Source organism: Aestuariivirga sp., from assembly GCF_046093005.1.
Lineage (GTDB): Bacteria > Pseudomonadota > Alphaproteobacteria > Rhizobiales > Aestuariivirgaceae > Aestuariivirga.
The window spans coordinates 1-24,454 of the sequence record NZ_JBJTER010000163.1 but is presented as its reverse complement, the minus strand read 5'-3'; the positions used below and the strand labels follow the sequence as shown (position 1 = coordinate 24,454).

Below are 24,454 nucleotides of genomic sequence, written 5' to 3'. Positions count from 1 at the left end.
ACCGCACAGCACGAACGCGCATCTCCATCGGATAAGGCTTGGTCATGCAAACTGGCCTCCAACCCAGTGGCCAGCTTGAATCAGACCTCAGGTGATTTGGGAATCCCCTTTCGATTCAATCAGACTGAAAATTGCTCTAGGGTAAAGCGGTTACGCTTTCCTTGAGTTCGGCGGCGAGCTTAGCGGCGTCGGTGGTGTAGGGCATGTGCTTCACGAAGCGCCCGTCAGGCCCCATCAGATAGATGATGCTGGAGTGATCCATCAGATAATCGGCGGCCGAGCTGCTGTTGCTGACCTTTGCGTAATAGACGCGGTAGGCGCTGGCGGCGGCGGCCACCTGCTCGGGCGTGCCGGTCAGGCCGATCAATCGCGGGTGGAAATTGCCAACATAGGCCTTGAGCGTCGCGGGCGTATCGCGTTCCGGATCGATGGTGATGAACACCGGCTGGATCGCGTCACCGGCCGGGCCCATCTGGTCAAGCGCGGCGGTGATCACCTGCAATTCGGTGGGGCAGACATCGGGGCAAAAGGTGAAGCCGAAGAACACCAGCATGTATTTGCCGAGGAATGTCTTCTCGGTCAATGCGCGGCCATTGTGGTCGGTGAGCGTGAACGGGCCACCGACCAGCGCCACGCCGGACCCCCGATCCTCGCCGGCATGCCGGTTGATCCATGCATAGCCGCCCAGGCCCGCGGCGGCCAGCAGCACAAGAACGGCAAAAACCAGGACAGGACGGCGCGGCATGGATTTTCTTCTTTCACAGGTCACATAGGTCTAGACTGACCAAATCTCAACCGGAACCGTTGCGCCACTCCGTCCCATGCCGAATGACCTCGCCTTCAACCCAAATCCCGCCGCAGGCGCCGAAATCGGCATGCTGCGCCTGCGCACCCTGGTGCGCCTCCGGTGGCTGGCCATCGTCGGCCAGACGGCCGCGGTGCTCGGCGTTCACTTCGTGCTGGGCTTTCCGCTGCCGCTCGGCCTGTGCCTGATCGTCATCTCGCTCAGCGCCTGGCTGAATATCTTTCTCAGCATCCGCTGGCGCAAGAGCCTGAGGCTGCAGGAGAGCCATGCCGGGCTTCTGCTGGTCTATGACATTCTCCAGCTTGCCGTTCTGCTGTTTCTGACCGGCGGACTGGAGAACCCTTTTTCCTTCCTGTTCCTGGTGCCGGTGACCATCTCCGCCAGTTCGCTGCCGCTGCGCTGGACCCTGTGGCTGGGCTTCATCGCCTTTGCCTGCGCCACTTTCCTGGCGATCAAGCATTATCCGCTGCCCTGGGTGCCGGGCGAGCCATTCGATCTGCCCAAGCCCTATATCTGGGGCATGTGGGCCGCCCTCGTCTGTGGCGTGGTGTTCGCGGCGATCTATGCGCGGCGCATCGCTGACGAGGCGCGGCAGATGTCGGCGGCGCTGTCGGCCCCCGAAAGGGTGCTGGCGCGCGAGCAGCGGCTGTCGGCGCTGGACGGGCTTGCCGCCGCCGCCGCGCATGAGCTGGGCACGCCGCTCGCCACCATCGCGCTGGTCGCCAAGGAACTGAAGCGCGAGCTGCCCGTCGCCGGCGCCCATATGGAGGACATCGATCTGCTGATCAGCCAGACGGCGCGCTGCCGGGAGATTCTGGCCAAGCTGTCGAGCCGCGAGGCGCAGACCGACGAGATGTATCAGCGCACCAGCATCCTGGTGATGATCGAGGATCTGGTGGCGCCGTTGCGTGGGTCCGACGTGGTGATCGCGGTAACCAGCTCCGCCGCGCAGGACGCCAGGGCGCTCGATGACCAGCCGGTGTTCCGGCGTAACCCGGCCATCACCTATGGCCTCGGCAATCTTCTGGAAAATGCCGTGGATTTCGCTGAGAGCCGGGTGGAGGTAGACGCGCGCTGGACGCCGTCCCAGGTGTCGATCACCGTTCAGGATGATGGCCCGGGCTTTCACGAACTGATCTTCGACCGGCTGGGCGATCCGTTCGTGACCACGCGTCCGGGCTATGGCGAGGAGACGGGCGAGGCTGGCCGCCATGAGGGCATGGGGCTTGGCTTCTTTATTGCCAAGACGCTTCTGGAACGCTCGGGCGCGACGGTTTCCCTCGCCAACCGTCCCGATCCGGAGCATGGCGCGGTGGTGCAGGTGGTATGGCCGCGCGGCATGGTTGATCTGGGGCGGGCCTGACGCCGTAATAGTCCTCGTTGAACGCAAGCCTGAGAGGGGTTAGAGAGCCCAATTGCAACTGGAAACCGACAATCAGACCAAGGCCTTCATGACCACCGCTCCGCGTCCATCCGACCGGACGCTGCTTGTCGTTGATGACGACAAGCCATTTCTTACGCGTCTGGCCCGCGCCATGGAAACCCGCGGTTTCGAGGTGCAGGTGGCGGAATCGGTCGCCGAAGGCATATCGCATGTGCGGCGCGCCGCGCCATCCTTCGCGGTTGTCGATCTGCGCCTCGCTGACGGTAACGGCCTCGATGTGATCGCCGCGCTTCATCAGGCGCGGCCCGAGGCCCGCGCCGTGGTGCTGACCGGCTACGGCAATATCGCCACGGCGGTGACGGCAGTGAAGCTTGGTGCCATCGACTATCTGGCGAAACCCGCCGATGCCGATGCGGTGCAGGCGGCCCTGCTCGGAGACACGGATACCCGCGCAGCCCTCCCCGACAATCCGATGTCGGCTGACCGGGTGCGCTGGGAACATATCCAAAGGGTCTATGAGCTCTGCAACCGCAATGTCTCGGAAACCGCCCGCCGCCTCAACATGCACAGGCGGACGCTGCAGCGCATCCTCGCGAAACGCGCGCCGAAATAGACGTTACAGGCCATCCGCCGCCGGATCGTAAAGGCCATGCAGGCGCAGAGCCGCGGCGCGTGCGAAAGACAATGTTACCGCCTTGCGCCGTGATGCATGCAGGTTCAGCGCCGCCGACTGGCGCAGGATGTCCGCTCCCCACCGGTCGGCGACGATGAGCCCGGTTTCCGCGGGAATGATCGCCGGATCGAGGCTTGACGGGATGGCGAAGAACAGCCGGTCGCAGTAGTCCTGATACTCCGGCCATTTGCCATCGCTGCGGAAATCCTCGACCGAGGACTTGATCTCGACGATCCAGATCTCTCCGCTGCCGGCAATGCCGATCAGGTCGGCGCGGCGGCCCGAGGCCAGGGTAAATTCCGGCAGTACGGCGAAATTGGCGGTGCGCAGCAGCCTGGCGGCGCCGCGCTGCACCATCAGTGCTGTTTCCGATTGCCGGCCATCCGGCTTGAGCAAAGGTTGCATGAACTTCCGATCCGCGATCTGCAAAGTGTAGCCCAATTCTCCGCCGGTTGCAGCCCGGCGCGGCAATTCGATGCCCCGCCGCCTTGAACTGGGCTATGCTGCGCCACCGACCAGATGTGGAGAGGCCCCATGCAGCGCACCCGCAGGGAACACGACTCGATCGGCGAGATGGAGATTCCGGCCGACGCCGATTACGGCATCCAGACCGCACGCGCCGTCGAGAATTTTCCAATCACCGGCATCAAGCTGTCGCATTTTCCGGAACTCATCGAATCGCTCGCCATGGTCAAGAAAGCCGCGGCCATCGCCAATCGCGAACTGGGCAAGCTCAGGCCGGAGATCGCTGGCGCCATCATCTCCGCCTGTGATCTGATCATCGCCGGCGACAAGCATGGCGATTTCGTGGTCGACATGCTGCAAGGCGGTGCCGGCACTTCCACCAACATGAACGCCAACGAGGTGATCGCCAATGTGGCTCTCAAGCTGATGGGCAAGCCGCGCGGCGACTATGGCGTCATCAACCCCAACGACCACGTCAATCTCTCGCAATCGACCAATGACGTCTACCCGACCGCGGTGCGGCTCACCATGCTGCGCGCCTGCCCGGAACTGATCGAGGTGCAGCGCGCGCTCGTCGCGGCGCTGATGGCCAAGGCGGTGGAATTCGACGACGTCATCAAGGTGGGGCGCACCCAGCTGATGGACGCGGTGCCCATGCGTCTCGGCTCGGAGTTTCGCGCCTTCGCGGTGACCGTGGCCGAGGACATCGAGCGGTTGAAGGAATTTGCCGCCCTGCTCAGGGAAGTGAATCTCGGCGGTACGGCGATCGGCACCGGCATCAACACGCCCGAGGGCTATTCGCAGCGCGTCATCCGCCATCTCGCGGAGGTGTCTGGCGTGCCGCTGGTTCCGGCGGCTGATCTTATCGAGGCCACATCGGACTTGGGCGCCTTCGTCACTTTTTCCAGCGTACTGAAGCGCATCGCCGTGAAGCTGTCGAAGATCTGCAACGATCTGCGGCTGCTCAATTCCGGGCCGCGGGCGGGGCTTGGCGAAATCCGGCTTCCCGCCGTGCAGGCCGGTTCCTCCATCATGCCCGGAAAGGTCAATCCGGTGATCCCCGAAGTGGTGAACCAGATCGCCTTTCAGGTCATCGGCAATGACCTGACCGTGACGCTCGCCGCCGAGGCGGGGCAATTGCAGCTCAATGCCATGGAGCCGGTGCTGGTTCTCAACATCCTGCAATCCATGCGCATGCTGATCCGTGGCATGAGGGTGCTGCGCGAGAGATGCATCGTGGGCATCGAGGCGGATCGCGAACGCTGTGCTGAGCTGCTGGAAGGATCGCTGGTCACCGTCACCGCGCTCAACCCCTATATCGGCTATGCCGAGGCGAGCCGGGTGGCCAAGCAAGCGCTGAAGACCAGGCGCAGCATCCGCGACGTGGTGCTGGCCGAAGGCCTGATGACCGAGGAGCAGCTGGAACAGGCCTTTTCCACCGCCAACCTGCTGGGGCAGAGGTAGATTTTCGTGAGCTGTGCTTGCGACGTTTGCCAGGGTCTCTCCTGTGCCAGGGCCTGACCACCGCATTGTCTTGTTCGTCACCAAAGAAGACGCCCGGATCAAGTCCGGGCGTGATGAGAATTTGAGGAATGGCGCGGGCAGAAGAACCTGACGCGCTCTTCAGACGCCCCAGCGCAGCGCCGGGGTGTGGATCGGCGCGTCCCAGCCCTTGACGATCTCGTCGTCGAGCAGCGTCACGGTGATCGAGCAGCCGGCCATGTCGAGTGACGTTACGTAGTTCCCCACCAGCGCGCGCACCGCGCGGATGCCATGCCTGGCGAGCAGTGCCGCGGCGGCATTGTACATGAGATAGAGCTCCATCGCCGGGGTGCCGCCAAAACCGTTGACGAACAGCAGCGCATCACCCTTGCGTCCAAGATCACCGGCGATGGCCGCAACCATTTCCTCGGCAATCTCGTTGGCCTGTCGCAGCGCCACGCGGCGGCGCCCCGGTTCGCCGTGAATGCCGACGCCCATTTCCATGTCCTCCGCGCCAATGTCGAAGGTGGGCTTGCCGGCGGCGGGCACCGTGCAGCTGGTGAGCGCCACGCCCATCGACCGCGTCGCCTGGTTCACCTTGTCGCCCAGCGCTTTCAGCGCGGCGAGGCTGGCGCCCTGTTCGGCCGCAGCCCCCGTGACCTTTTCCACCACCAGGGTTCCGGCCACGCCGCGCCGCCCGGTGGTGTAGAGCGAATTCTCGACCGCGACGTCGTCGTCGGTGATGACGGTCTCAATCTCGCGGCCGCTCATCTCGCGCGCCATGTCGAAATTCATCACATCGCCTTCATAGTTCTTGACGATGAACAGGAGGCCGGCGCCCGTGTCCACGGCGTCGGCGGCGGCAATCATCTGGTCCGGGGTGGGCGAGGTGAAGACCTGGCCTGGGCAGGCGGCATCCAGCATGCCGTGGCCCACGAAGCCCGCGTGCAGCGGCTCATGTCCGGAGCCGCCGCCTGACAGCAATGCCACCTTGCCGGGCTTCAGCACCTTGCGCCGAATGAATTTATGCTCGGCCCCGAGGCTCACGATATCGGCATGCGCCGCCGCAAAGCCATCGAGGCTTTCAGTGAGCACGTTGGACACGTCATTGATCAGTTTCTTCATCGCTGTCTTCCTTCCTCTCTGTCGTCGATCAGCCTGGCAAGCTCGCGGACGAAGCTGCTGACCAGGCCGTGAAGCTTGCGGTTGCGCAGCTCATCCCCCAGATCCGGCAGATGCACGGCCAGAACGCCGCCGGCCCCAGCATCTGCCAGCCGCTTGCTCGGATGCGCCAGCGCATAGAGCCGCGTGAACTCCTGCCGCTCAGCCGCCGAAAAGTGGCACACCTCGAAGACCTGCGCGAGATGATTCGCGGGGATCGGCGTCGCATAGGCGGGGTTGGTGATCTGGCTGACGAAGCTGCGGTTCTTGGCCAGCGCCGCCGCCAGCCGCTGGCGGGTGCCTGACGGACGCCGTTCCAGTACGCCGGCCAGCATGCGCTTGTAGGCGGCGACCGCCTCATGCGGGGTCTTCTCGGCGGTCGCGGTCTGCGCCATGGCTCAGAGCTCCGCGATGGCCGCCTTGACGCGGGCGAGCCTAGCGGGGGCCACAGAGAGCGAGGTGAGCCCGGCGGCGAGCAGGGCTTCGAGATGGCGGGGATCGCTCGCCATGTCGCCGCACAGGCTGACGGGAACGCCCGACCGTTGCCCGTAGCCCGCCACCTGTTCGATGAGCCGCAGCACGGCTGGGTGACCGGGATCGTTGAGGGCGGCGACCCGCGCATCGTCGCGCGAGGACGCCGTTACGTATTGCGTCAGATCATTGGAGCCGATGGAAAAGAAGTGAGCGTCCGCGAACAGCTCCGGCGCGACTGCAACGGCCGGCACCTCGACCATGATGCCGAGCGGTGGCAGGCGGCAGGGCATGCCCGCCGCTTCGAGCTCCGCCACGCAGGCGGCGAACAGCGCCGCGCTCCGCGCCAGTTCCGCCGGCACGGTGACCATCGGGATCATCACCTTTAAGTTTCCATGCACCGCCGCCCGCGCCAGCGCCCGGAGCTGGGTGCGGAACACCTGTTCATGGGCCAGCGTCAGGCGCACGCCGCGCAAGCCGAGGAACGGGTTGGTTTCGCCTTCCGGCGTCAGGCCGCGGATCGGCTTGTCGCCGCCGATGTCGAGGGTGCGGATGGTGACGGGCTTTCCGTCCGCCCATTCGAGGAAGCGGCGGTAGGCGCGATACTGGGTTTCCTCGTCGGGGAGCGGCGCGCCGTCGCGGAACAGGAATTCGGAGCGCATCAGGCCGATGCCGTCGGTGGTGGATGATGCGATGTGGTCGAGCTCCTCGACCCCGGCGACATTGACCAGCACCTCGATGCGCGCGCCATTGCGGCGGCGGGCGGGCTTGTCGCGGAATGCCGCTTCGGCGGAATGCCTCGCTTGGAGCATGACCAGCTCAGTGGCGAAGCCCCGGGCTTCACGCTCATCGGGGTCGGTGATGATGAGGCCTGCGCCGCCGTCGACGATCAGCGTTCCGGCATCGCCGGGCAGCGCCTCTCCCAGCCCGACCACCATCGGAATGCCGCGGGCCCGGGCCAGCATCGCCACATGACTCATGGCACTGCCGCGGCTGAGCGCGATGGCGCCGCCGCTGCTCCAGTCGGTTTCGAGAAACAGGCTGGGCGGAAGATCGTCGCCCGCCAGCACCATGCCTGGCTGTGTGGCATCAGCGGCTTCGCCGTTCAGATGGCGCAGCACGCGGTCACGGATATCCTTCAGGTCAGCGGCGCGGGCGCGGAAATAGTCGTCCTCGGCGGTCTCATACCCGGTGATTTCGCCCGCCAGCGCCTCCGTCCAGGCCTCATGCGCGGGCGTGCCGCCGTCCACCGCCGCAAAGGCAGGGGCCGACAGCGCCTCGTCCTCGAGCATGGCAAGCTGAAAGCCGAGAATGTCCTGCGCCTCGCCGTCCACCCGCTCCATGAGGGCTGCAACGCCCGCCATGGCTGCCGCGATCGCGGTCTCCAGCGCTGCTCTCTCCGCGAGCGCATCGCCGGAACGTCGGCGTTGCGAACCGGCATCCGACAGCCGCCGCACCGGGCCCATGAACAGCCCATCGGATGCAGCGATGCCCTGGCGCCTAGTGCCCATTGCCGGCTTCGTCGAAATCGCGCCTCACCAGATCGACGATGGCCTCCACGGCGGCCAGGGCATCCGCGCCGCTGGCGCGCACGTGAAGCGTGGCGTTCTGCTTCACCTTCATCGCCATGACCTTGACGATGCTCTTGGCGTCGATCCATGGCCCGCCCTCGGCGGCGGCAATGTCGATCGCCGCGGCAAAGCCCTTGGCGAGCTTGGTGAGCTTCACGGACGGCCTCGCATGCAGCCCCACGTCATGGGTGATGATGACCGATCCTTGCACGGTTTCGCTCATTGCGGGGAAAGCTCCTCGGCGGTGCGCCTGACATCGGCGAGCGAGCCGCCACCCCATGCCTCGGTGGCGGCCATCACCGCGCCCTCCACCACCGGCGCATTGCAGATCACGATTTTTGCCTGGCGGTCTTCGGGCAGCATCTCGATGGCCATTTCACTGTTGGTTTCGGCGCCGCCGAGATCGACCAGGATCGCCACGCCATCCTCAGACCAGGCCTGCTCGATGGCCGCCATGATCTTCTCGACACTGGTGCCGAGCCCGCCGTCCGGGTTGCCGCCGCAGAAGCCGAGGGGCACCTCGTTTCCAACCATCTGGCGCACCATGTCGGCCGCGCCCTTGGCGACGTCCGGCGAATGCGAAACGATGACAATTCCCACCGTCATGCCTTGCCCTCCAGCACGTTGCAGATGGCTTCGATCATGATCTGGCTCGAACGCGCGCCAGGGTCCATGTGGCCCACCGAGCGCTCGCCGAGGAAGGACGCCCGGCCGCGGATCGCCTTCATCGGCACGGTGGCCTCGGCGCGCGCCGCGGCCAGTGCGCGGACACTGGCGAGGCTCGCCCCTCCGCCAGCCAGGTGATCGGCCACCGGGCCCAGCACATCGAGCATGGTCTTGTTGCCGAAATCGGCCTTGCCGCGGGCCTTGAGTGCGGTGACCGCGGCGGCAAGCGCGCGCGCCACATCGGCGGGCGCGGGGTCATCCGGCAGTTCCTTGCCGAGCGTCATGAACAGCGTCCCGTAAAGCGGGCCGGACGCGCCGCCCACCTTCATGACCAGCGTCATGCCGAGGCTTTTCAGCGCCTCACCCGCCGGCTTTGAGAGGATATTGGTCTTGTCGGCCAGCACCGCTTCGAAACCGCGCTTCATGTTGAGGCCGTGGTCGGCATCGCCGATCGCCGAATCGAGCGCCGTCAGTTCTTCGGCGGCGGCGATGATGCGCGCCGCTGTCTCGTCAAGCAGGGCTTCGAGCGGAAGAACCATGGTTCCAGCATCCTGTGTTTAGTCTTTTGTTTAATGAACACAGATTCACTAAACATACAAGCCTGTTGTTTGACGCCTGGCTCACGCCGGACCGGAAATCCCGCTACAATGACCGCCAAGGTGATTCTCCGGACTCCCGCGATGCGAAGATGGCTTGCCCTGATCGTCCTGTGCCTGTGGCTTGGCCCCGCCTGGGCGGGAGAGCTGCGGCAGGGCGTCTCGGCCTTTCGCCAGGGCGATTACGAGACGGCGGTCTTGATCCTCAAGAAGCTGGCGCGGCAGGGTGATCCCTATGCCCAGTTCAGCCTCGGCGCGATGTATGACGATGGCCGCGGCCTGCCGCGCAACCTGAAGCTGGCGCTGCAGTGGTACAAGCGGGCCGGCGCACAGGGCCTTGCGGATGCGCAGTACATGGCAGGTTATTTTTATGGCGGAGGCCGTGGCGTGCGGCAGGATCCGGCCGCTGCCCTCTACTGGTTTGAGCTCGCCGCCGCCGGCGGCCATCCGCTGGCCGGCAATCTGCGCGACCAGCACTGGAGCCAGTTGCGCGCCCCGGTGCGGGAGCGCGTGGAGGCGAATGCCACCGCCTGGCAGGCCGCCCATCCCACGCAGCTTATCTGCAAGCCTGGCCTTTGCATTCACCCGGCCTGGACGCGAAGGCCGCGCTGGAATTTCTTCGATCCGAGACAGGACTTCCAGTGATTGGCCGAAAGGAGCCGTGAATGGACATCCTCATCATGCTGCTGCTGCTGGCCACGGTAATCCTGATGCTGCTGGATAAGCCGCGCCCGGCGATCCTGGCCGCCTGGTTCGCCGCCGCCGCCGTCTCCGCCGGGCTGTTCAACCATCACGTCACCTCGGCGTTGAGTCTCAGCTTCTGATGCAACAGGCTCTGGCGCGGCCCATCTACTGGTTCCTGCATCTCTGGGTGCTTGCCTATTGCGCGGTGCTGATCGCGGCGCTGGCGCTGCAATTCGCGCTCGGCGAATTGCCCTGCCCGCTGTGCATGCTGCAGCGCTATGGCATGATGCTCTCCACGATTGGCCCGGTGTGGATCATCCTGCAGGCCAACCGCGGGCAGCTGACGCCACAGCGCTACCAGCAGGGCCTCGGCCTCGCGGCGCTGGGCGCGCTGATCGGCGCCGCGGTGGCGGCCAGGCAGGTGCTGCTGCACATCCTGCCGGGCGATCCGGGCTACGGCGCGCCGGTTCTGGAGCTCCATCTCTACAGCTGGGCGCTGGTCACCTTCCTGGTTGTGCTGCTCGCCGCCGCAGCCCTCGGCATCCTTGCGCCGGCCACCCTGCGGCCGGAACCGGCCCCGCCGCCGCCCCACCCGCTGTCGCGGGTCACCATCGCGCTGTTCGTGGCGGTGGTGGCGGTGAACGCGGTGATGATCGTCTTCCTGGAAGGCTTCGCCTGGGTCCTGCCAGACGACCCGGCGAGCTACCGGCTTCTGGATCAGCTGGGCTGAAAGCCGGTCATTGCCGAACCGGCGGCGGATCGGCTATACGAAGTCTCCCGGCACAAAGCACCCGTAGCTCAGCTGGATAGAGTGCTGCCCTCCGAAGGCAGAGGTCACAGGTTCGAATCCTGTCGGGTGCGCCAATAACTCATTGAAATTATTGATTTAAATGGATCGAGTTTCTCGCGGCGCTCCCTTTGGATTCTGCTGCTCACCACCTGCTCACCACGGCGAAAAAATTTGCGCGCGGCTTGGATGAAAGCGAAGCGAAAATGGTAAGCGCCGCGAATTTCTGTGGCTAGTGAGGTTGCGAGGTCTGAACCACGCTCACTGCGTTTCGAGCGCGGAAGAACCAAGGGCCCAGGGAGCGGACATTTCCCCATGATCTGCTCATGGCGGGTCCGGTGGCATCCTTCCTCTTGCACTGAAGGCTAGACCGGAAATGAAAACTTGCACTGCCCTTCGCCGTACGATGGAAAAAAGCTTGAATTTCGCGGGAATTTGCGTGTGACTGTGGACACCGGTTTCAACCTTATTGACCGGCAAGAACGTCATGCCCCCTGGGGGTGCCTATATCTTCCAAGGCTTAGGCTTTGATACCGGATGCAGCCGGCTCACACGCAATTCTCCAAAATTCGCAGAGGGGGTTTACTGCTCATGAAACCTTTTTTCTTCCCGTTTATGAGTGTTGCAGGGCAACACCGGTGATAGAAAACCGACCTTGGCAAGATCCGATAGCCCCCCTAGGCAGTTTTCACACATTCTATCCGCATTCACTTGAGAGCCGCACTCACCCTGAACCTAGTCGCGCACTGTCTCCGAAATCGCTTCGCGAATATATGCGGCAAGTTCATCTGCCGCGGCTTTTTCCTTCTTCGATATCTTGCCGTCAATGCCCATAACCACCTCAATCAAATCCCAGAGCTCCGCAGCGGAGAAGCTGGGTTCATCAGCTAGGCGATGAATGGATGCTTCAACCTCATCACTTGTGGGAGCCTGCTCCCGGCACCACCGCTTAAGGTCCGAAACGTCTTCATCCACCAGGGAAACGCCGAAATCCCGAGCACGTTCGAAAGCGTAGCGGTTCAGGATATCGGCCTCGAGCCTGCCAAGCTTGTTGTCGGCCCGCGCGGCATAGCTCAGCACCAGGAGCTCATCTCGAGTGTACTCCAGGAGACCACGGACTCTGCCGCTTGAGGTGGGCTGGCATTCGGCTGGAGCAGACAGGAAGAACCGGATATCGATGAAGCCTCTTGCACCGACATAGACGCTGTAGAATTCAGCCGCCAATGGCACACGGGGATATCTCTCTGCAGCACGCGCGGCCTCCATTGCCTCAACATAACCGACGTGATGGCTGTTGCTTGCTCCCCAACCCACGACCTTTAGTGCATTGGCATCATGGGGATTGCGTGGTTCGGGTTCGATGATGAGACCAAAGGCTCGCCCCGAACGATGAAGCCTGAATGGCCTGCTGCCGGTTCCGTGGACACTCACTTAAGCTAACCCAGCCTTCCTCTCGAACTCAATGGGGCTGATATACCCGAGCGTGGAATGCCGGCGCTTGGGGTTGTAGAAGCACTCGATGTAATCGAACACATCGGCCTTGGCTGTCTATTCTCCGATAACAAAGCTCAGAGACCTTGCGTCCGGCGATTGAGCGTTGAGTGTATAAGCTTTTTCAACGAGATGGTTGAGGCAGCGCGGGCCCCATGCTTCCACGCATTACGATTGCCCTTTGGCGCGATGTGTCTTACCCGTTTGCCTGAACGGGTGTTGCGAAGCTATCCGGTCTCTGCATCCCCGAGGGCAGGGGACATCATCGGGTGCGTAACAGACATGGCGCGCTAGTCGCCCGCTGGGCCCATGATCTTCTTGCGAAGACGGCGAACGCCGTACCACACGAGGAATACGATCGCCGGAATGCTCAGCAGGCTGACCAGCTTGGTGTCGGTCTTGGCATAGTCGCCGAAGCCTTCGATAAGCTTGGCGAAGATGCCGATCAGATAATAGCTGATCGCCACCACCGACAGGCCTTCGACGGTCTGCTGCAGCCGGAGCTGCTGCAGCCCGCGCTTTTCCATCGATTTCAGCACCTGCTGGTTCTGGGCCTCGAGGGCAATGTCGACCCGGGTGCGCAGCAGGTTGGAGGCCCGCTCGCTGCGTTCGGCGAGGCTCCGGATGCGGTCCGAGACCGCCTGGCAGGTGGCCATGGCCGGCGAGAAGCGGCGGTCCAGAAACACGCCAAGGCGCTGGAAGTTCATCAGCTTCTCCTCGCCCAGCTCGGCGACGCGCTTGTCGACGAGGGCGGCATAGGCGCGCGAGGCCGCGAAACGGTAGCTGGTGCGGCTGGAGATTTCCTCGACGTCGCGGGCGATGCGGCTCAGGGCCGTCAGCAGCTCGGCATCTTCGTGGCTTTCGCGCGCCGACAGCATGTCGGCGGTGACCTTCGAGACCGCCCGTTCGAGGCTCGCCAGTTCGCCCTGCACCTTGCGCGCCATGGGCAAGGCCAGCAACGCCATCATCCGGTAGGTTTCGATCTCGTGGATGCGGCGCACGACGCGGCCCAGCCGGAACGGCGATAGGCCGTGATCCTGCACCAGCATGCGGGTGTAGCCGTCAGGGCCGATGCGGAAATCGGTCCATACCGTGGCCTGTCCGGAACTGACGCGCGAACCGGCCAGATCCTCGTGCCCGAACAGGGCCACCAGATCGGCGGTGCTGGGCTCGGGCTCGTCCTTGGCCATGACGCGCGTGTGGATGCCCACCAGCCGCGCGCCAGGCAGGCCATCGACCCAGCCGACCGGCAACAGCGCCAGAGCCTCGCCCTTCTCGGGGCCGCCCTCGGCCACTACGCTCAGCCGGTAGAATTCGCCGTGCCGCTCATATTTGATCTGGCCGCCGGCGATGTCCGCCGAATGATGCGCCGCTCCCCCGGCGGGCGGTTTCACCCCCAGCGCGTCGCACAGCAGCTTGATGTGGACGACCGGGTCGCCGTCGCCCTCCCGCAGGGTGAAGGCGAGATGGGTGATGCGGGCGGGCGCCGTCACCGGCAGGCCGGGACGACCGTGCAACTCGTCGTTCAGAACATAACGAAGGTCGTGATCGCGCATGGCCACTCCTTGGCCCAGCTTTACGGGGCCGGGCCGGAACGGTCAACGGCACGCCACGTATGGTGTAACTTCCCTCTTCCGCCCCTTGATGAAATCACTATAAGAGCGGCGTCATCAACAAGATCAGTGTTCCGGAGAACCCGCCCATGAGCAAAATCCGCGTCGCCATCAACGGTTTTGGCCGCATCGGCCGCAACATCGTCCGCGCCATCTATGAATCGGGCCGCAAGGACATCGACATCGTGGCGGTCAATGATCTGGGGCCGGTGGAAACCAATGCCCACCTTCTGCAGTTCGATTCGGTGCATGGCCGGTTTCCGCACGAGGTGGCGGTGAAGGGCGATTCGATCTCGATCGGCAGCGAGCAGTTCAAGGTGACCGCCATCAAGGACCCCGCGCAACTGCCATGGAAGGACCTGGGCATCGATATCGCCATGGAATGCACCGGCATCTTTACCGCGCGCGACAAAGCCGCCGCCCATCTCGCGGCCGGCGCCAGGCGGGTGATCGTCTCGGCGCCCTCCGACGGCGCGGACTTCACCGTCGTCTACGGCGTCAACCACGACAAGCTCTCGAAGGATCATCTGGTGATCTCGAACGCATCCTGCACCACCAATTGCCTGGCGCCCGTGGCCAAGGTGCTGAATGATGCGATCGGCATCGAAAAGGGCATGATGACCACCATCCATTCATACACCAACGACCAGCCGTCGCTGGACCAGATGCACAAGGACCTTTACCGGGCGCGCGCCGCGGCGCTTTCCATGATCCCCACCTCAACGGGTGCGGCGAAGGCCGTGGGGCTGGTGCTGCCGGAACTCAAAGGCAAGCTCGACGGCTACGCCATGCGGGTGCCGACGCCCAATGTCTCGGTCGTCGATCTCAAGTTCCTTGCCAAGCGCAAGACCACCAGGGAGGAAGTGAACGAGGCGATCATCAGGGCGGCGGGCGGATCGCTGAAGGGCATCCTCGGCACGACGAGCCGGCCCAATGTTTCGGTCGATTTCAATCACGATCCGCATTCCTCGGTGTTCCACCTCGACCAGACCAAGGTGATGGACGACAGCTTCGTGCAGATTCTCAGCTGGTACGACAATGAATGGGGTTTCTCCAACCGCATGGCCGACACCGCGGTGCATTTCGGCAAGCTGATCGGCTGAGCCGCATGGCCCGGCCGTTGCTGATTTCGCCGTCGATCCTCGCCGCCGATTTCGCCAGGCTGGGCGATGAGGTGCGGGCCCTCGACGAAGCCGGCGCCGACTGGATCCACATCGATGTGATGGATGGGCATTTCGTGCCCAACATCTCCTTCGGCATGCCGGTGATCGAGGCGATCCGCCCGGTGACGCGGAAAACCTTCGACGTGCATCTGATGATCTCCCCCGTTGACCGCTATCTCGAAGCCTTCGCCAGGGCTGGCGCCGACCTCATCACGGTTCATGCCGAGGCCGGCCCGCATCTCGACCGCACGCTGCAGGCGATCCGGGCGCTGGGCAAGCGGGCGGGCGTCTCACTCAACCCGGCAACGCCGGCGCATGCGCTGAAACACGTGCTGGACCGGCTGGATCTCATTCTGGTGATGACGGTCAACCCCGGTTTCGGCGGCCAGGCCTTCATCCCCGCGATGCTGGAGAAGATCGCCGAGGTCCGCGAAATGGTCCGTGGACGGAACATCGATATCGAGGTGGACGGCGGCATTGGGCGCGGCAACGCGGGCGCGGTGGCGCGGGCCGGCGCCAATGTTCTGGTGGCGGGCTCGGCCATCTTCAAGAGCCCAGACTATGGGGCGGAAATCCGCGCTATCCGGACGGCGGCGGCCAGCATCGCGGTCTAGCCTTTGGTTCCAGGGGCCGCCGGGTTTTCCACAATGTCCCTTTACCTTAGCCAAGAGCTGGCCTAGCGAAAGGGAGCGTTCGAACCGGCAGGCGGCAGCCCTAGAGGGGATCGATGAAAAAGCATGGCCTATCTCTTGCACTCGCTCTCGGCCTCGCTCTGGCAACGCCCGCGGCGCCGCCCGCGGCCGCCGCCGACGCCGTGACACCGGCCGAGTCCTTTGGCGACTGGCACGTGCGGTGCCGCGAAATCGTCAAGGGCGAGAAAGCCTGCGCGCTGCACCAGAGGCTGGTTTCGGAAAAGACCGGAAAACACGTGATGGCGCTGGCCCTGGCCGGAAACCGTGAAGGCACCGCTTACCGGCTGACCGCGATTATGCCGCTGGGCCTCGATGTTCCGGCCGGGATCACGGGCCGGATCGGCGATGGGCCGGAGTTCAGCTACCAGCTGCAAACCTGCATCATGCGCGGCTGCATCGCCAGTATCGAATTGAGCCCGGAAGCGTTGCGCGCGCTCATGGCCGCCGGCAGCGTCACCACCCGCTTCAGCCTTCGCGGCGTGGACCAGCCAATCACCGTTTCGGCCTCGCTCAAGGGGCTGCCGGATGGTTTCAAGGCCTTGCGGGCGCAATAGGCCATTCCGCTTGTCAGAACGCGGCAACTGCCGTTAGGTGGCGGGTGCGATGACTGCCTATGTCTTTATTGTTCTTCATGGCGTGCTGATGAGCGCCGTCGTGGTGCGCGTGCTGTTGCGGCGCCCGGCCCGGGGCGTGGCGCTGGCTTGGCTTCTTCTGGCGGTGGCGCTGCCCTATGTGGGCGCGCTGCTATATTTCCTGATCGGCGAGCGGCGGATATCGCGGCAGCGGGCGCAGCGGCTGGCGCAGTTCCAGGTTGACTTACGGAAACTCACCGCCCCGCACATCGCCGAGAACTTCAAACTGCGCGGTGATGGGGCGGTCGCCACCGAACACCGGCTTCTTGAGAACGCCGGGGAGAGCCTGTTCGGCATGCCGGCCATCAACGGCAACCGTCTGGCGCTCGCGTCCGACACGCTGGACATTCTCCACCGCATCGCCGCCGATGTCGACAAGGCGCGGACCAGCGTGCTGATGGAATTCTATATCTGGAGCGAAGGCGGCCTCACCGCCGGGGTGCGCGATGCCCTGATCCGGGCGGCGAAACGCGGCGTCGCCTGTCTGGTTCTGATCGACGCCATGGGGGCCGGGCGGTGGTGGAAGAGCGGCGAGCCAGAGGCCCTGCGGGCGGCGGGCGTGGAACTGCGCGCCGCGCTGCCCGTCGGCCTTCTGCATGGCCTTGCCCGCCGCACCGATCTCCGGCTGCACCGCAAGATCGTGGTGATCGACGGCAGCCTCGCCTGGACCGGCAGCATGAACATGGTCGATCCGCGGTACTTCAAGCAGGACGCGGGCGTCGGCGAATGGGTGGACGCGATGGCGCGCATCGAGGGCCCGGTCGCCGGCCTGCTGGCGGCGGTGATGATCAGCGATTGGGTGGCGGAAGGCGGCGACAGCCTCGATGACGTGATGAGCAAAACCGGGATCAGGCCCACCCCGGTGGCCGGGGCGGTGCCGGTGCAGGTGCTGTCCTCCGGTCCGGGGGAAACCGGCGACGCCCTGTTGCAGATCATGATGTCGCTGATCGCCGCCGCGCAACGCGAAGTGGTGATCACCACGCCCTATTTCGTACCGGAAGATGCGCTGATCCTGGCGCTGCGCGGGGCCGCGGCGCGCGGCGTCAAGGTTATCCTCGTGCTGCCGAAACGCATCGATTCCTTGCTGGTGCGCTATGCCAGCCGATCGTTTTTCGATGAGATTCTGGAGCCCGGCGGCGAGATCTACCAGTTCAGGAACGGGCTGCTGCACACCAAATCGATCACCATCGACGGGACGGCCGCCATGTTCGGCACCGCCAATGTTGACATGCGCAGCCTGTGGCTGAACTACGAGTTGTCGCTGCTGATCTATGATGCCGCCACGGTTGCCGATCTGCGGCATCTGCAGGAGCGTTACATCGCGGCGTCTGAGCAGGTCAAGTTCACCCCGTGGCCGCGGCGGCCGCTTGGCGAACGGCTATTGGAATCCTCGATGCGCCTGGTCAGCCCGCTGCTGTAGTGATTTTACTTAGCGTCAACTAAAACAGATCGGGAACGCAATCTGAGATGTCTGAGAAACGGAGAAAATCCTGCCTGGCGGATTTCCCCTGGGTCAGAAATAAACCTGTAGTGAATTCATTGGTTTACAGGGTCGCCAGCGGGAATTGAGCTCGCAAAGCACCGTGCAACTATTGCAAACCTTTTCAGTAGTTCCGAACATATCAGAAACGTTGCACTTGTGTAGAAAACAAAACTTTAAGTTTAGTTGTTTGATTTAAATTGGACCATCACCTTAGGCTGGGCGTCACTCCGGCGAAATCCGGGGTGACGCCCGGCTTAGGATGATAGTTCAGGCTAGACTCAAGACGCTCTAGTTATCCGAGGCACGGCGTCAGTGAAGGCCAAAACCTAGCTCAAACCGCCATGAGTTTCCTGACTCGGTCAGCGGCCATCTCAAGGTCACGCCGAGGAGCGTTGCCGTCTGGCATGGCGGGTGGCATATCGAACCAGGCCAACTGTTTTTCCGACACCAGCCGGGTAAACAGCCGTTGCCGGTCAGCCGCCGGTTCGATGACGGCCAAGTCAAAGAGCCATGAGGCTGGCTTTAGCAATGGCTGGGGCTGTTCCACGGCGTGGCGGTGCAGCCAATCCCCGAGCCGCCATTTCAGGCCCAGGGCCTGTGGCAGGCGGTAGATCGATACGGGCCTGGCGGCGGCCATTGCGTCTGAGAGCATCGACACCGAGTCGCTGGTGACGACGATTTCGGCTGCGCTGGCCAAAGCATCCTGGTAGCTGTTCTGGCTCTGGCCGAAGACACTCAGCTGATGCGGCGCATTGATTTTCCTTGCGAAAACCGCGATCGCTTCTCGCGGCGTGCGTGGACTGGTCACGACATGGAGCGTAAGCTTTTTCCGCGCCGCATAGGCCAGCACATCCGCCGCAAGCCGCGCGGCAATGCCGGAGTCCAGGCGATCCGGAAAGGCCGGGCCACCCACCAGCACGACGACCGGCCCGTCCGCCGGTGGGGGCGGCGGCATCACCGCCGCACTGGTGATTGGCATTGCCAATTCGAGCAAATTCGGTGCGTTTTGGATGCGGTATTGTGCGGTTGTGATGACCAGGTCGAAGTCGCTGGCTGAACCGGCGGGCCTGCCGAGGCAGACGATGCGGGTGGCGCCTGAAGACGATTTCTTGATGCGCCGTGCCACCATGCTGGGCAGCGCCTCCGCGCAGATCGCCAGATCGGGCCATGGGGGGCGCAGAGGTGTCTCCAGCCGGGCCAGCAGCGGATGCCGGGGTCCGCGAAAACTGAGCCTCTTGATCTCATGAGCCCAGCCCGCCGCTGCAATCAAAGCTTGCATCTGATCGAGATCGCCCTGGCGCCCGCCGGACAGAATCCAGACCCGGGGATCAGCCGCCATGGCCCTGTTCCCTCGCCTCGCGCAGCACCGCGCGGTAGCTGTCGAGAAGGCCGCTCAACACCGCATCCCAGCTGTAGCCAAGGGCGCGCGTTCGCGCCGCTTCGCCCATGCGCCGGCGGAGCGCGGCATCGGCTGCCAGCTGCGCCAGCCGCGCGGCCAGCCCATCCTCATCGCGGGCGCTGACCAGAAATCCCGTGACGCCCTCGGCAATGAGTGAGTTGCTGCCGCTCGACAGCGCATTGACGGCGGGAAGCCCGCTCGCCATCGCTTCGAGCGTCACGTTGCCGAAGGTTTCGCTCTCGCTGGGAAAGAAGAAGATGTCGGAAGAGGCATAGGCGCGGGCCAGCTCTTCGCCATGCAGGAAGCCGGGGAAGATGCCGGTAGGCAGTGCCGCCCGCATCGCCGCCATTTCGGGCCCGTCGCCGATGAGCAACGGCCGCACCGGCAATCCGCTGGCCAGGAGCCTTGCCATCACCCGCGCGTAGACGGCGGTGTTCTTCTCCTTCACCAGCCGCCCCGCGAAGGCGATGGCCACCTCGCCATCGCCCAGCCCAAAGCCGCGGCGCCAGGCCATGTCCCGCTTCGCGGGCGAGAACAGCTCGCTGTCCACGCCGCGCGCCCAGATTTCCACGTGCCGGGACTGGCCCTCGCGGCGGATGATCTCGGCCATCGATTCGGATGGCGGATAGACCCGGCGCACCCGGTTGTAGAAGCGGCGCATATGCGCCTGGCCGAGGGCCTCGAACAGGCCGAGGCCATAGAAGCGCAAATAGGTGTCATAGCGCGTATGGTAGGAGGCGACCGCTGGCACGCCCCAGCGCTCCGCGAGACTGAGTGCCTGAGAGCCCAGAATATCCGGCACCGCGATATGGAACAGGGTGGGCCGGAAGGCTGCGAGCCGTTGCCTCGCTTTGGACGGAAGGCCGAGCGCGATGCGGTATTCAGACCGGGTGGGGATGGCGAAGGACGGCACCGGCACCAGTTCGCCCACTGACTCAAACGCCGGCTTCGCGGCCACCGGCGCGAACACCAGGACGGGAATGCCGCGCCGCTCCAGGAAGGCGACAAGCCGGTTCAGGGTCAGCGCGACGCCGTCCTTGATGTAATTGTAATTGCCGGTGAACAGGGCCACCCGCAGCTCCGGCCCGGGCTGCCCTGCGACATGCTCCATTCTTGCGCTCAGGCGGCGGCCTTGAGCGGCGCCAGCGGCGGCACGCGCTGCATGACTTCAACCGCGTCGTGGCGGATGAAATTCTTGGCCATCGCGTCCTTGAGCTGCGCGTCGGTCACGAGGCCCTTCTCATAGGCCTCCCTGAGCAGGCCGAAGAACAGCGCTTCCTGCTTCAGGTCGGGATGACGCGCATAGCGTCCGAGCAGCGCGTGGTCGCCGAACAGCTTGCGGCGCATGCGCATGATCCAGCCGATGACGGGTCCGAATTCGGTGGGCGTATAGTCGACCTTGAGCCCGGTCTTCCAAGGCTGGGTACGCCGCCTCGTGTTGTGGATCATCTTGGTGGCTGGCGTCAGCTTGTCGAAATCATTCCACTCATTTTCGAACACGCCGATGGTGTTGGGGTCCTCCATCAGCAGCGAAATCCAGTTGTGATAGTCGCGCTTGCCCTCGAACAGTTCGTTGAAGCCCTTCTCCACGTCCCAGTGGGTGAGCCTGGCGCAATCGAGCAGCATCACGCTCGAGGCAAAGGCGCCGTTCTTGAACTTGGAGCCGCGGCACATGATGGCCTTGCCTTTCATGTCCCGCGTCAGCAGTTCCCACACGTCCTGCACGGCGAACACATCCGGGTCCACCACCAGCGCGCGGCCCTTGTAGCCCATCAGCTTGGGCGGCATGAAGCGGGTGAGCGTGAAGGACTGCAGGTCGTTCTCGTGCCAGACGCGCTTCACGCCATGGCGCATGTAGCTCTGGCCCTCGCGCTGCGAGAAGAACGGATAGTCCTCCTGGCGGATGACGCTGACATCGAACTTGTCCGCATGCGCCGAATTGCGCTTCATCGAATAGGCCGAGACGATCGCCCCGATCGACTGCTTGTCGTTGGTCTGGATGAAGATGTGAGGCCGGGTGGCCTCCGCGTTTCCGGTCGCAGCCATGTCAAACCCCGAAACTATTGCTTACTCGCCGCCCCTGTATCATGTACTGAGCCTGGCATCAAACGCCACGCCCACATGGTAGTGGGTCAGTTTGAATTACCGCACTGGCTTTCGCCCAAGAACGCGATGGACTGAATTAATCTCGTTCATGAACCAAAGAGTGTGCGGGCAGACCCAGGACATGATTTCCTGAATGTTCTTCAGCTCCCTCATCGGGCGCTTGTCAAAAATCGCGCCATGATGAGCTATCCGATTTCGCCAGTTGCGAAACTGATCGACCCTATCATAGATGTTTTGACGCGACATTCCATTGGGAACGTATGGAAACGCGGCTGTCATCCCATTAGACCAAAGAATGGTGTCAAAATTTGAGGTCAGCAGATGGTTCCAAAACCCAAGCGAAAGGCTTCCGACGATGTGGTTGATCGTCATTCCAGCACCATGATCTCGCGTACAGTCCCTGATCGCGTTGGTGATGCCAGTTTGAAGGCGGTTTGGAAGTGGGCTTACGAACGAGTTATTGACGTGCCAGTTCTGGCCGAAATGTGCGGCAAGAACAACGTGAAGTCGATTGCGTATCGCAACCTCTAGAAGTTGGTTGGGCAGGTAGAAAGACTCACAGATCGAAGCATTCCAGACATAGAGTCGCAGCGCCCTGTTCTTATCGCCTTTTGCTTCCGCAAAATACCTTCCAATCCGTTGAACCGAAATGGTTTTTTCGATTTCGATATAGGTGGAAGAGATGCACGAGAATTGGTATTGCATTATTAACCTGAAGCCGTTACGAATTATCTCGTGAGCCGTGGGGTAGGGTCACTGCGAAAGCACATCTCCTGCGGACGAGATTTGAGGCCGGGCCTACGGGCGCCGGCCTCACCTTTTTTTGAGCTTACTGAAGGTAAGCGCGTCAATTCAAGACGCCTTCTTGTAAGGTCCACGTTTGCGGTCGATCTTGGCTTCCTCAGCTTCAACTAAGCCTACAATGTCGCCAATCTCCCAAAGCAGATCCGATACGCAAGCGGCCATGGCTGGCGACATGCGCAGCTTTGAATGAACCTTGACGAAATTGTAGTACATCATGTGCAGGGCGACGGCGTACGCGTGGTTCTCGACTTTCTTTGAGAAGGCATTCGTCAGGCGGGTGAAACGGCGCATGTGCATGCGCATCGTGAGGTTATGGCGCTCCACATAGGACGTGCTGACGTGGGCCGGGTCTGGATCGTCCTCAACCCGGTTCTTGGTGGTGCCGATGCATTCGGCAGGGCTATAGCGCCCCTTGGCGGCTTCCGATGATGCCCCATAGACCTTGTGCAGGACGGCGTAGTCAACATCGCCACCAAACGCGCCCTCAACCGCCTCAAGGTAAGCCTTGTGGCCATCGCTGGTAAGCTGGATACGGTTCGTCAACCGGGCGCGAAGGTCATCCACAAACAACATCGCGCACTCGCCATCACGGCCGCCGACGAAGTATGACAGGATCATCTTGCTGTCGGCGTCGAGCGCGGTCCATGTCCAAGTGTCGCCCGCACCATCAGGAGCAGCTTTAGCGGCGGCCACGTTCTTTTGCTTCGCATAGGTGAAGGACCAGATTTCATCGACCTGGACCCGCTTGGACTGGACGTTCCGCACGTTCTCGTCATGAAACGCCATGCAAGCCTTCCCGGCGTCGATCAGCAGCTTGATGACTGTGTTCTTGCTGGCACCCGTGAGCCGGGTGACGGAACGGACGCTATTGCCCTCACAAAGGAGGTGAAGGATTTGGCAACGGGTCTGGCGGTCCAGTATTTTCATACTGCCCCTTATGCTTGAAAAGGACGTCATTGTCAACATGCTTGCAAAATTTATATGCTTGCAATGTGAACTGCTCGGCCTTAGATTGCAAGCATCATGTTTTTGGAGATGCTTGCATGAATGACGAAATCACCGGAAAGGCCAAAGGTGGCAAAGCGCGCGCAAACGCCCTGACGCCAATTGAACGGAAAGCAATTGCCCAGAAGGCTGCGATTGCGCGATGGGACAAGCCCTATTCAGTCACTCACAAAGGCAGTTTGGAAAAGGACTTTGGCATTGCGGTTGACTGCTACGTTTTGAATGACACTCAGAAAACGCCCGTCATCAGCAAGCGTGGCATGGGTGAGGCAATCGGCTTTAGCCGTCGCGGCGAACGCTTGGTTTCGTTCGTGAACAGCAAGGCAATGTCAAAACACATCGGCCGCGAGTTGCGTGAAAAAATTGAAAATCCCATTGTTTTTCAACCAAAAACCTCGGCCGCGACAAATGCGATTTCCGAGCGCGCGCATGGTTATGATGCCACAATCTTGATTGATCTCTGTCAAGCGATCATTCAGGCCAAGAACGCTGGGAAACTCCAAGGGCCGCGTTACGAGAAAATGCTGCAACAGGCGGAAATCCTTCTGTCTGCTTCAGCTAAGAACGGCATTCGCGGCTTGGTCTATGCCGTGGCAGGGTACAACCCCAGCGCACAGGAAGTAATTGATGCCTTCAAGGTTTACGTAAGGGAGGAGGCAAAAAAATATGAACCGGAGTTTCCCAACGAATTGTACATCCAATGGCACCGCCTCTATGACATTGCCGTCCCCGAGCGCGGCAAACCTTGGCATTTCAAACACCTCACCGTGAAACACGTCTATTACCCGCTTGCTCAGAGCAACGGAAAGCTTCTCACCCTGTTGAGGGCCTTGAGGGCAAATGAAGGCGACCGGGCAAGAAAGCTTTTTCAGTTCCTGAACGATGTCGGCGCTCGTGCGCTGCGTATGCAGCTAGGCCGCGTTCTTGAAATGGCAGAATCTTCGCCGGACAAGAAAACGTATGAAGGAAAAATCATCGACCGTTTTGGAGGGCAGAAGGAGCTAGACCTCGTTATTCCTTCCCCCAACGCGTCCGCGCCGCCTTCTGAGCCTGCTCCTGCCGTTCGGCAGGAGTAAGTTTCTTAGCCCTAGCTTTGCCACCCTTCGCCCCACCAGCACGGCCCCGTTTAACGGCGGCGGGGTCTTTTTCCTTGTTAGGAGATTCTGGCGCTTCACCAGTCGCAAGATCAATCATTAGCTTGGCAAGCTGCGATGAGTCGCGCGGGCGTTTCGGGTGTTTGTCCATACACACAATATAGCCTGACCCGTCCGGCATTTCCATGATAGTCAAGAGGGGTCAAATTTCAAACTGACCCACTACC

The 24,454-nt window shown here is 62.7% G+C and carries 26 protein-coding genes, 1 tRNA gene and 1 pseudogene; 12 read left to right on the top strand and 16 right to left on the bottom strand.

Annotated features, from left to right (window positions below):
• Positions 1-136: 136 nt before the first annotated feature.
• Positions 137-745, bottom strand: coding sequence for an SCO family protein (locus ACKOED_RS14115; protein ID WP_408917250.1), 609 nt, complete (start codon positions 743-745; stop codon positions 137-139).
• Between the two features lie 76 nt (positions 746-821).
• Between ACKOED_RS14115 and ACKOED_RS14110 the strand changes: the two genes are divergently transcribed.
• A complete protein-coding gene (locus ACKOED_RS14110; protein ID WP_408917249.1) occupies positions 822-2,168 on the top strand; it encodes an ActS/PrrB/RegB family redox-sensitive histidine kinase in 1,347 nt (448 codons plus the stop codon).
• An 88-nt stretch (positions 2,169-2,256) separates the two neighbouring features.
• The gene (locus ACKOED_RS14105; RefSeq protein WP_408917251.1) at positions 2,257-2,802 is read left to right on the top strand and encodes an ActR/PrrA/RegA family redox response regulator transcription factor; all 546 of its coding nucleotides are present in this window, start codon (positions 2,257-2,259) and stop codon (positions 2,800-2,802) included.
• Between the two features lie 3 nt (positions 2,803-2,805).
• On the opposite strand, the gene ACKOED_RS14100 is transcribed toward ACKOED_RS14105, so the two are convergent.
• The gene (locus ACKOED_RS14100) at positions 2,806-3,267 is read right to left on the bottom strand and encodes an MmcB family DNA repair protein (RefSeq protein WP_408917248.1); all 462 of its coding nucleotides are present in this window, start codon (positions 3,265-3,267) and stop codon (positions 2,806-2,808) included.
• Positions 3,268-3,396: 129 nt separating this feature from the next.
• Here ACKOED_RS14100 and ACKOED_RS14095 point away from each other — a divergent pair, with 129 nt between their 5' ends.
• Positions 3,397-4,791: an aspartate ammonia-lyase gene (locus tag ACKOED_RS14095; RefSeq protein WP_408917246.1), complete on the top strand. Its 1,395-nt coding sequence runs from the start codon at positions 3,397-3,399 to the stop codon at positions 4,789-4,791.
• A 159-nt stretch (positions 4,792-4,950) separates the two neighbouring features.
• On the opposite strand, the gene dhaK is transcribed toward ACKOED_RS14095, so the two are convergent.
• Genes dhaK through dhaL form a run of 6 tightly spaced genes read right to left on the bottom strand, consistent with a single transcriptional unit; the run spans position 4,951 to position 9,217 of the window.
• Positions 4,951-5,934 carry a dihydroxyacetone kinase subunit DhaK gene (gene dhaK / locus ACKOED_RS14090; RefSeq protein ID WP_408917245.1) on the bottom strand — a complete coding sequence of 328 codons (984 nt, stop codon included), beginning with the start codon at positions 5,932-5,934 and terminating at the stop codon, positions 4,951-4,953.
• Positions 5,931-6,365 (bottom strand): hypothetical protein, encoded by a 435-nt coding sequence (locus tag ACKOED_RS14085; RefSeq protein WP_408917244.1) that lies wholly within the window; start codon positions 6,363-6,365, stop codon positions 5,931-5,933. Before ACKOED_RS14085 ends, dhaK begins: the two co-directional genes overlap by 4 nt.
• A gap of 3 nt (positions 6,366-6,368) precedes the next feature.
• Complete coding sequence (ptsP, locus tag ACKOED_RS14080; RefSeq protein ID WP_408917243.1) at positions 6,369-7,952, bottom strand: phosphoenolpyruvate--protein phosphotransferase; 1,584 nt, start codon at positions 7,950-7,952, stop codon at positions 6,369-6,371.
• The gene (locus tag ACKOED_RS14075; protein ID WP_408917242.1) at positions 7,942-8,235 is read right to left on the bottom strand and encodes an HPr family phosphocarrier protein; all 294 of its coding nucleotides are present in this window, start codon (positions 8,233-8,235) and stop codon (positions 7,942-7,944) included. Before ACKOED_RS14075 ends, ptsP begins: the two co-directional genes overlap by 11 nt.
• Positions 8,232-8,618 carry a dihydroxyacetone kinase phosphoryl donor subunit DhaM gene (dhaM, locus tag ACKOED_RS14070; RefSeq protein ID WP_408917241.1) on the bottom strand — a complete coding sequence of 129 codons (387 nt, stop codon included), beginning with the start codon at positions 8,616-8,618 and terminating at the stop codon, positions 8,232-8,234. Before dhaM ends, ACKOED_RS14075 begins: the two co-directional genes overlap by 4 nt.
• On the bottom strand, positions 8,615-9,217 hold the full coding sequence (dhaL, locus tag ACKOED_RS14065; protein WP_408917240.1) for a dihydroxyacetone kinase subunit DhaL: 603 nt from the start codon (positions 9,215-9,217) through the stop codon (positions 8,615-8,617). Before dhaL ends, dhaM begins: the two co-directional genes overlap by 4 nt.
• A gap of 141 nt (positions 9,218-9,358) precedes the next feature.
• Here dhaL and ACKOED_RS14060 point away from each other — a divergent pair, with 141 nt between their 5' ends.
• The 4 genes from ACKOED_RS14060 to ACKOED_RS14045 all read left to right on the top strand — a co-directional run bounded on the left by ACKOED_RS14060 (position 9,359) and on the right by ACKOED_RS14045 (position 10,822).
• Entirely contained in the window at positions 9,359-9,919 is a 561-nt protein-coding gene (locus ACKOED_RS14060; RefSeq protein ID WP_408917239.1) for a tetratricopeptide repeat protein, read from the top strand.
• A gap of 20 nt (positions 9,920-9,939) precedes the next feature.
• The gene (locus tag ACKOED_RS14055; RefSeq protein WP_408917238.1) at positions 9,940-10,098 is read left to right on the top strand and encodes a DUF5993 family protein; all 159 of its coding nucleotides are present in this window, start codon (positions 9,940-9,942) and stop codon (positions 10,096-10,098) included.
• Complete coding sequence (locus tag ACKOED_RS14050; protein ID WP_408917237.1) at positions 10,098-10,688, top strand: disulfide bond formation protein B; 591 nt, start codon at positions 10,098-10,100, stop codon at positions 10,686-10,688. Before ACKOED_RS14055 ends, ACKOED_RS14050 begins: the two co-directional genes overlap by 1 nt.
• 57 nt (positions 10,689-10,745) lie before the next feature.
• Positions 10,746-10,822, top strand: a tRNA-Arg gene (locus ACKOED_RS14045).
• Between the two features lie 658 nt (positions 10,823-11,480).
• On the opposite strand, the gene ACKOED_RS14040 is transcribed toward ACKOED_RS14045, so the two are convergent.
• The 3 genes and pseudogenes from ACKOED_RS14040 to ACKOED_RS14030 all read right to left on the bottom strand — a co-directional run bounded on the left by ACKOED_RS14040 (position 11,481) and on the right by ACKOED_RS14030 (position 13,792).
• Positions 11,481-12,176, bottom strand: coding sequence for a hypothetical protein (locus ACKOED_RS14040; RefSeq protein WP_408917236.1), 696 nt, complete (start codon positions 12,174-12,176; stop codon positions 11,481-11,483).
• Positions 12,177-12,290 (bottom strand): annotated as a pseudogene (locus ACKOED_RS14035) (IS3 family transposase); the annotation flags it as partial. It abuts the gene before it with no gap.
• Positions 12,291-12,526: 236 nt separating this feature from the next.
• Complete coding sequence (locus tag ACKOED_RS14030; protein ID WP_408917235.1) at positions 12,527-13,792, bottom strand: DUF3422 family protein; 1,266 nt, start codon at positions 13,790-13,792, stop codon at positions 12,527-12,529.
• Positions 13,793-13,938: 146 nt separating this feature from the next.
• On the opposite strand from ACKOED_RS14030, the gene gap reads away from it, so the two are divergent.
• From gap to cls, 4 genes are all read left to right on the top strand, one after another.
• The gene (gap, locus tag ACKOED_RS14025; protein WP_408917234.1) at positions 13,939-14,952 is read left to right on the top strand and encodes a type I glyceraldehyde-3-phosphate dehydrogenase; all 1,014 of its coding nucleotides are present in this window, start codon (positions 13,939-13,941) and stop codon (positions 14,950-14,952) included.
• A 5-nt stretch (positions 14,953-14,957) separates the two neighbouring features.
• Positions 14,958-15,626 carry a ribulose-phosphate 3-epimerase gene (rpe, locus tag ACKOED_RS14020; RefSeq protein WP_408917233.1) on the top strand — a complete coding sequence of 223 codons (669 nt, stop codon included), beginning with the start codon at positions 14,958-14,960 and terminating at the stop codon, positions 15,624-15,626.
• Between the two features lie 113 nt (positions 15,627-15,739).
• Entirely contained in the window at positions 15,740-16,258 is a 519-nt protein-coding gene (locus ACKOED_RS14015; RefSeq protein ID WP_408917232.1) for an invasion associated locus B family protein, read from the top strand.
• Positions 16,259-16,307: 49 nt separating this feature from the next.
• Complete coding sequence (gene cls, locus ACKOED_RS14010; protein ID WP_408917231.1) at positions 16,308-17,756, top strand: cardiolipin synthase; 1,449 nt, start codon at positions 16,308-16,310, stop codon at positions 17,754-17,756.
• Between the two features lie 394 nt (positions 17,757-18,150).
• Here cls and ACKOED_RS14005 read toward each other — a convergent pair whose 3' ends face one another.
• The 5 genes from ACKOED_RS14005 to ACKOED_RS13985 all read right to left on the bottom strand — a co-directional run bounded on the left by ACKOED_RS14005 (position 18,151) and on the right by ACKOED_RS13985 (position 23,055).
• Positions 18,151-19,158, bottom strand: a complete 1,008-nt coding sequence (locus tag ACKOED_RS14005; RefSeq protein WP_408917229.1) for an ELM1/GtrOC1 family putative glycosyltransferase — start codon at positions 19,156-19,158, stop codon at positions 18,151-18,153.
• Positions 19,148-20,329 carry a glycosyltransferase family 4 protein gene (locus tag ACKOED_RS14000; RefSeq protein WP_408917228.1) on the bottom strand — a complete coding sequence of 394 codons (1,182 nt, stop codon included), beginning with the start codon at positions 20,327-20,329 and terminating at the stop codon, positions 19,148-19,150. The genes ACKOED_RS14005 and ACKOED_RS14000 overlap by 11 nt, the downstream gene beginning before the upstream one ends.
• An 8-nt stretch (positions 20,330-20,337) precedes the next feature.
• Positions 20,338-21,264: a hypothetical protein gene (locus ACKOED_RS13995; RefSeq protein ID WP_408917227.1), complete on the bottom strand. Its 927-nt coding sequence runs from the start codon at positions 21,262-21,264 to the stop codon at positions 20,338-20,340.
• Positions 21,265-21,360: 96 nt separating this feature from the next.
• Positions 21,361-22,029, bottom strand: coding sequence for a hypothetical protein (locus ACKOED_RS13990; protein WP_408917226.1), 669 nt, complete (start codon positions 22,027-22,029; stop codon positions 21,361-21,363).
• Between the two features lie 147 nt (positions 22,030-22,176).
• Positions 22,177-23,055: an IS1 family transposase gene (locus tag ACKOED_RS13985; RefSeq protein ID WP_408917225.1), complete on the bottom strand. Its 879-nt coding sequence runs from the start codon at positions 23,053-23,055 to the stop codon at positions 22,177-22,179.
• A 116-nt stretch (positions 23,056-23,171) separates the two neighbouring features.
• Between ACKOED_RS13985 and ACKOED_RS13980 the strand changes: the two genes are divergently transcribed.
• Positions 23,172-24,209: a P63C domain-containing protein gene (locus tag ACKOED_RS13980; protein ID WP_408917224.1), complete on the top strand. Its 1,038-nt coding sequence runs from the start codon at positions 23,172-23,174 to the stop codon at positions 24,207-24,209.
• Positions 24,210-24,454 lie beyond the last annotated feature (245 nt).

Excerpts from the sequence above, each read along its gene's own strand:
- ACKOED_RS14060 (WP_408917239.1), top strand. The coding sequence starts at position 9,359 with ATGCGAAGATGGCTTGCCCTGATCGTCCTGTGCCTGTGGCTTGGCCCC.
- ACKOED_RS14030 (WP_408917235.1), bottom strand. The coding sequence starts at position 13,792 with ATGCGCGATCACGACCTTCGTTATGTTCTGAACGACGAGTTGCACGGT.
- ACKOED_RS14015 (WP_408917232.1), top strand. The coding sequence starts at position 15,740 with ATGAAAAAGCATGGCCTATCTCTTGCACTCGCTCTCGGCCTCGCTCTG.
- ACKOED_RS14055 (WP_408917238.1), top strand. The coding sequence starts at position 9,940 with ATGGACATCCTCATCATGCTGCTGCTGCTGGCCACGGTAATCCTGATG.
- ACKOED_RS14000 (WP_408917228.1), bottom strand. The coding sequence starts at position 20,329 with ATGGAGCATGTCGCAGGGCAGCCCGGGCCGGAGCTGCGGGTGGCCCTG.
- ACKOED_RS14075 (WP_408917242.1), bottom strand. The coding sequence starts at position 8,235 with ATGAGCGAAACCGTGCAAGGATCGGTCATCATCACCCATGACGTGGGG.
- rpe (WP_408917233.1), top strand. The coding sequence starts at position 14,958 with ATGGCCCGGCCGTTGCTGATTTCGCCGTCGATCCTCGCCGCCGATTTC.
- dhaM (WP_408917241.1), bottom strand. The coding sequence starts at position 8,618 with ATGACGGTGGGAATTGTCATCGTTTCGCATTCGCCGGACGTCGCCAAG.
- ACKOED_RS13990 (WP_408917226.1), bottom strand. The coding sequence starts at position 22,029 with ATGCAATACCAATTCTCGTGCATCTCTTCCACCTATATCGAAATCGAA.
- ACKOED_RS13985 (WP_408917225.1), bottom strand. The coding sequence starts at position 23,055 with ATGAAAATACTGGACCGCCAGACCCGTTGCCAAATCCTTCACCTCCTT.
- ACKOED_RS14050 (WP_408917237.1), top strand. The coding sequence starts at position 10,098 with ATGCAACAGGCTCTGGCGCGGCCCATCTACTGGTTCCTGCATCTCTGG.
- ACKOED_RS14105 (WP_408917251.1), top strand. The coding sequence starts at position 2,257 with ATGACCACCGCTCCGCGTCCATCCGACCGGACGCTGCTTGTCGTTGAT.
- ACKOED_RS14110 (WP_408917249.1), top strand. The coding sequence starts at position 822 with ATGCCGAATGACCTCGCCTTCAACCCAAATCCCGCCGCAGGCGCCGAA.
- ACKOED_RS14005 (WP_408917229.1), bottom strand. The coding sequence starts at position 19,158 with ATGGCGGCTGATCCCCGGGTCTGGATTCTGTCCGGCGGGCGCCAGGGC.
- dhaL (WP_408917240.1), bottom strand. The coding sequence starts at position 9,217 with ATGGTTCTTCCGCTCGAAGCCCTGCTTGACGAGACAGCGGCGCGCATC.
- dhaK (WP_408917245.1), bottom strand. The coding sequence starts at position 5,934 with ATGAAGAAACTGATCAATGACGTGTCCAACGTGCTCACTGAAAGCCTC.
- ACKOED_RS13995 (WP_408917227.1), bottom strand. The coding sequence starts at position 21,264 with ATGGCTGCGACCGGAAACGCGGAGGCCACCCGGCCTCACATCTTCATC.
- ACKOED_RS14095 (WP_408917246.1), top strand. The coding sequence starts at position 3,397 with ATGCAGCGCACCCGCAGGGAACACGACTCGATCGGCGAGATGGAGATT.
- cls (WP_408917231.1), top strand. The coding sequence starts at position 16,308 with ATGACTGCCTATGTCTTTATTGTTCTTCATGGCGTGCTGATGAGCGCC.
- ACKOED_RS14085 (WP_408917244.1), bottom strand. The coding sequence starts at position 6,365 with ATGGCGCAGACCGCGACCGCCGAGAAGACCCCGCATGAGGCGGTCGCC.
- ptsP (WP_408917243.1), bottom strand. The coding sequence starts at position 7,952 with ATGGGCACTAGGCGCCAGGGCATCGCTGCATCCGATGGGCTGTTCATG.
- ACKOED_RS14100 (WP_408917248.1), bottom strand. The coding sequence starts at position 3,267 with ATGCAACCTTTGCTCAAGCCGGATGGCCGGCAATCGGAAACAGCACTG.
- gap (WP_408917234.1), top strand. The coding sequence starts at position 13,939 with ATGAGCAAAATCCGCGTCGCCATCAACGGTTTTGGCCGCATCGGCCGC.
- ACKOED_RS13980 (WP_408917224.1), top strand. The coding sequence starts at position 23,172 with ATGAATGACGAAATCACCGGAAAGGCCAAAGGTGGCAAAGCGCGCGCA.
- ACKOED_RS14115 (WP_408917250.1), bottom strand. The coding sequence starts at position 745 with ATGCCGCGCCGTCCTGTCCTGGTTTTTGCCGTTCTTGTGCTGCTGGCC.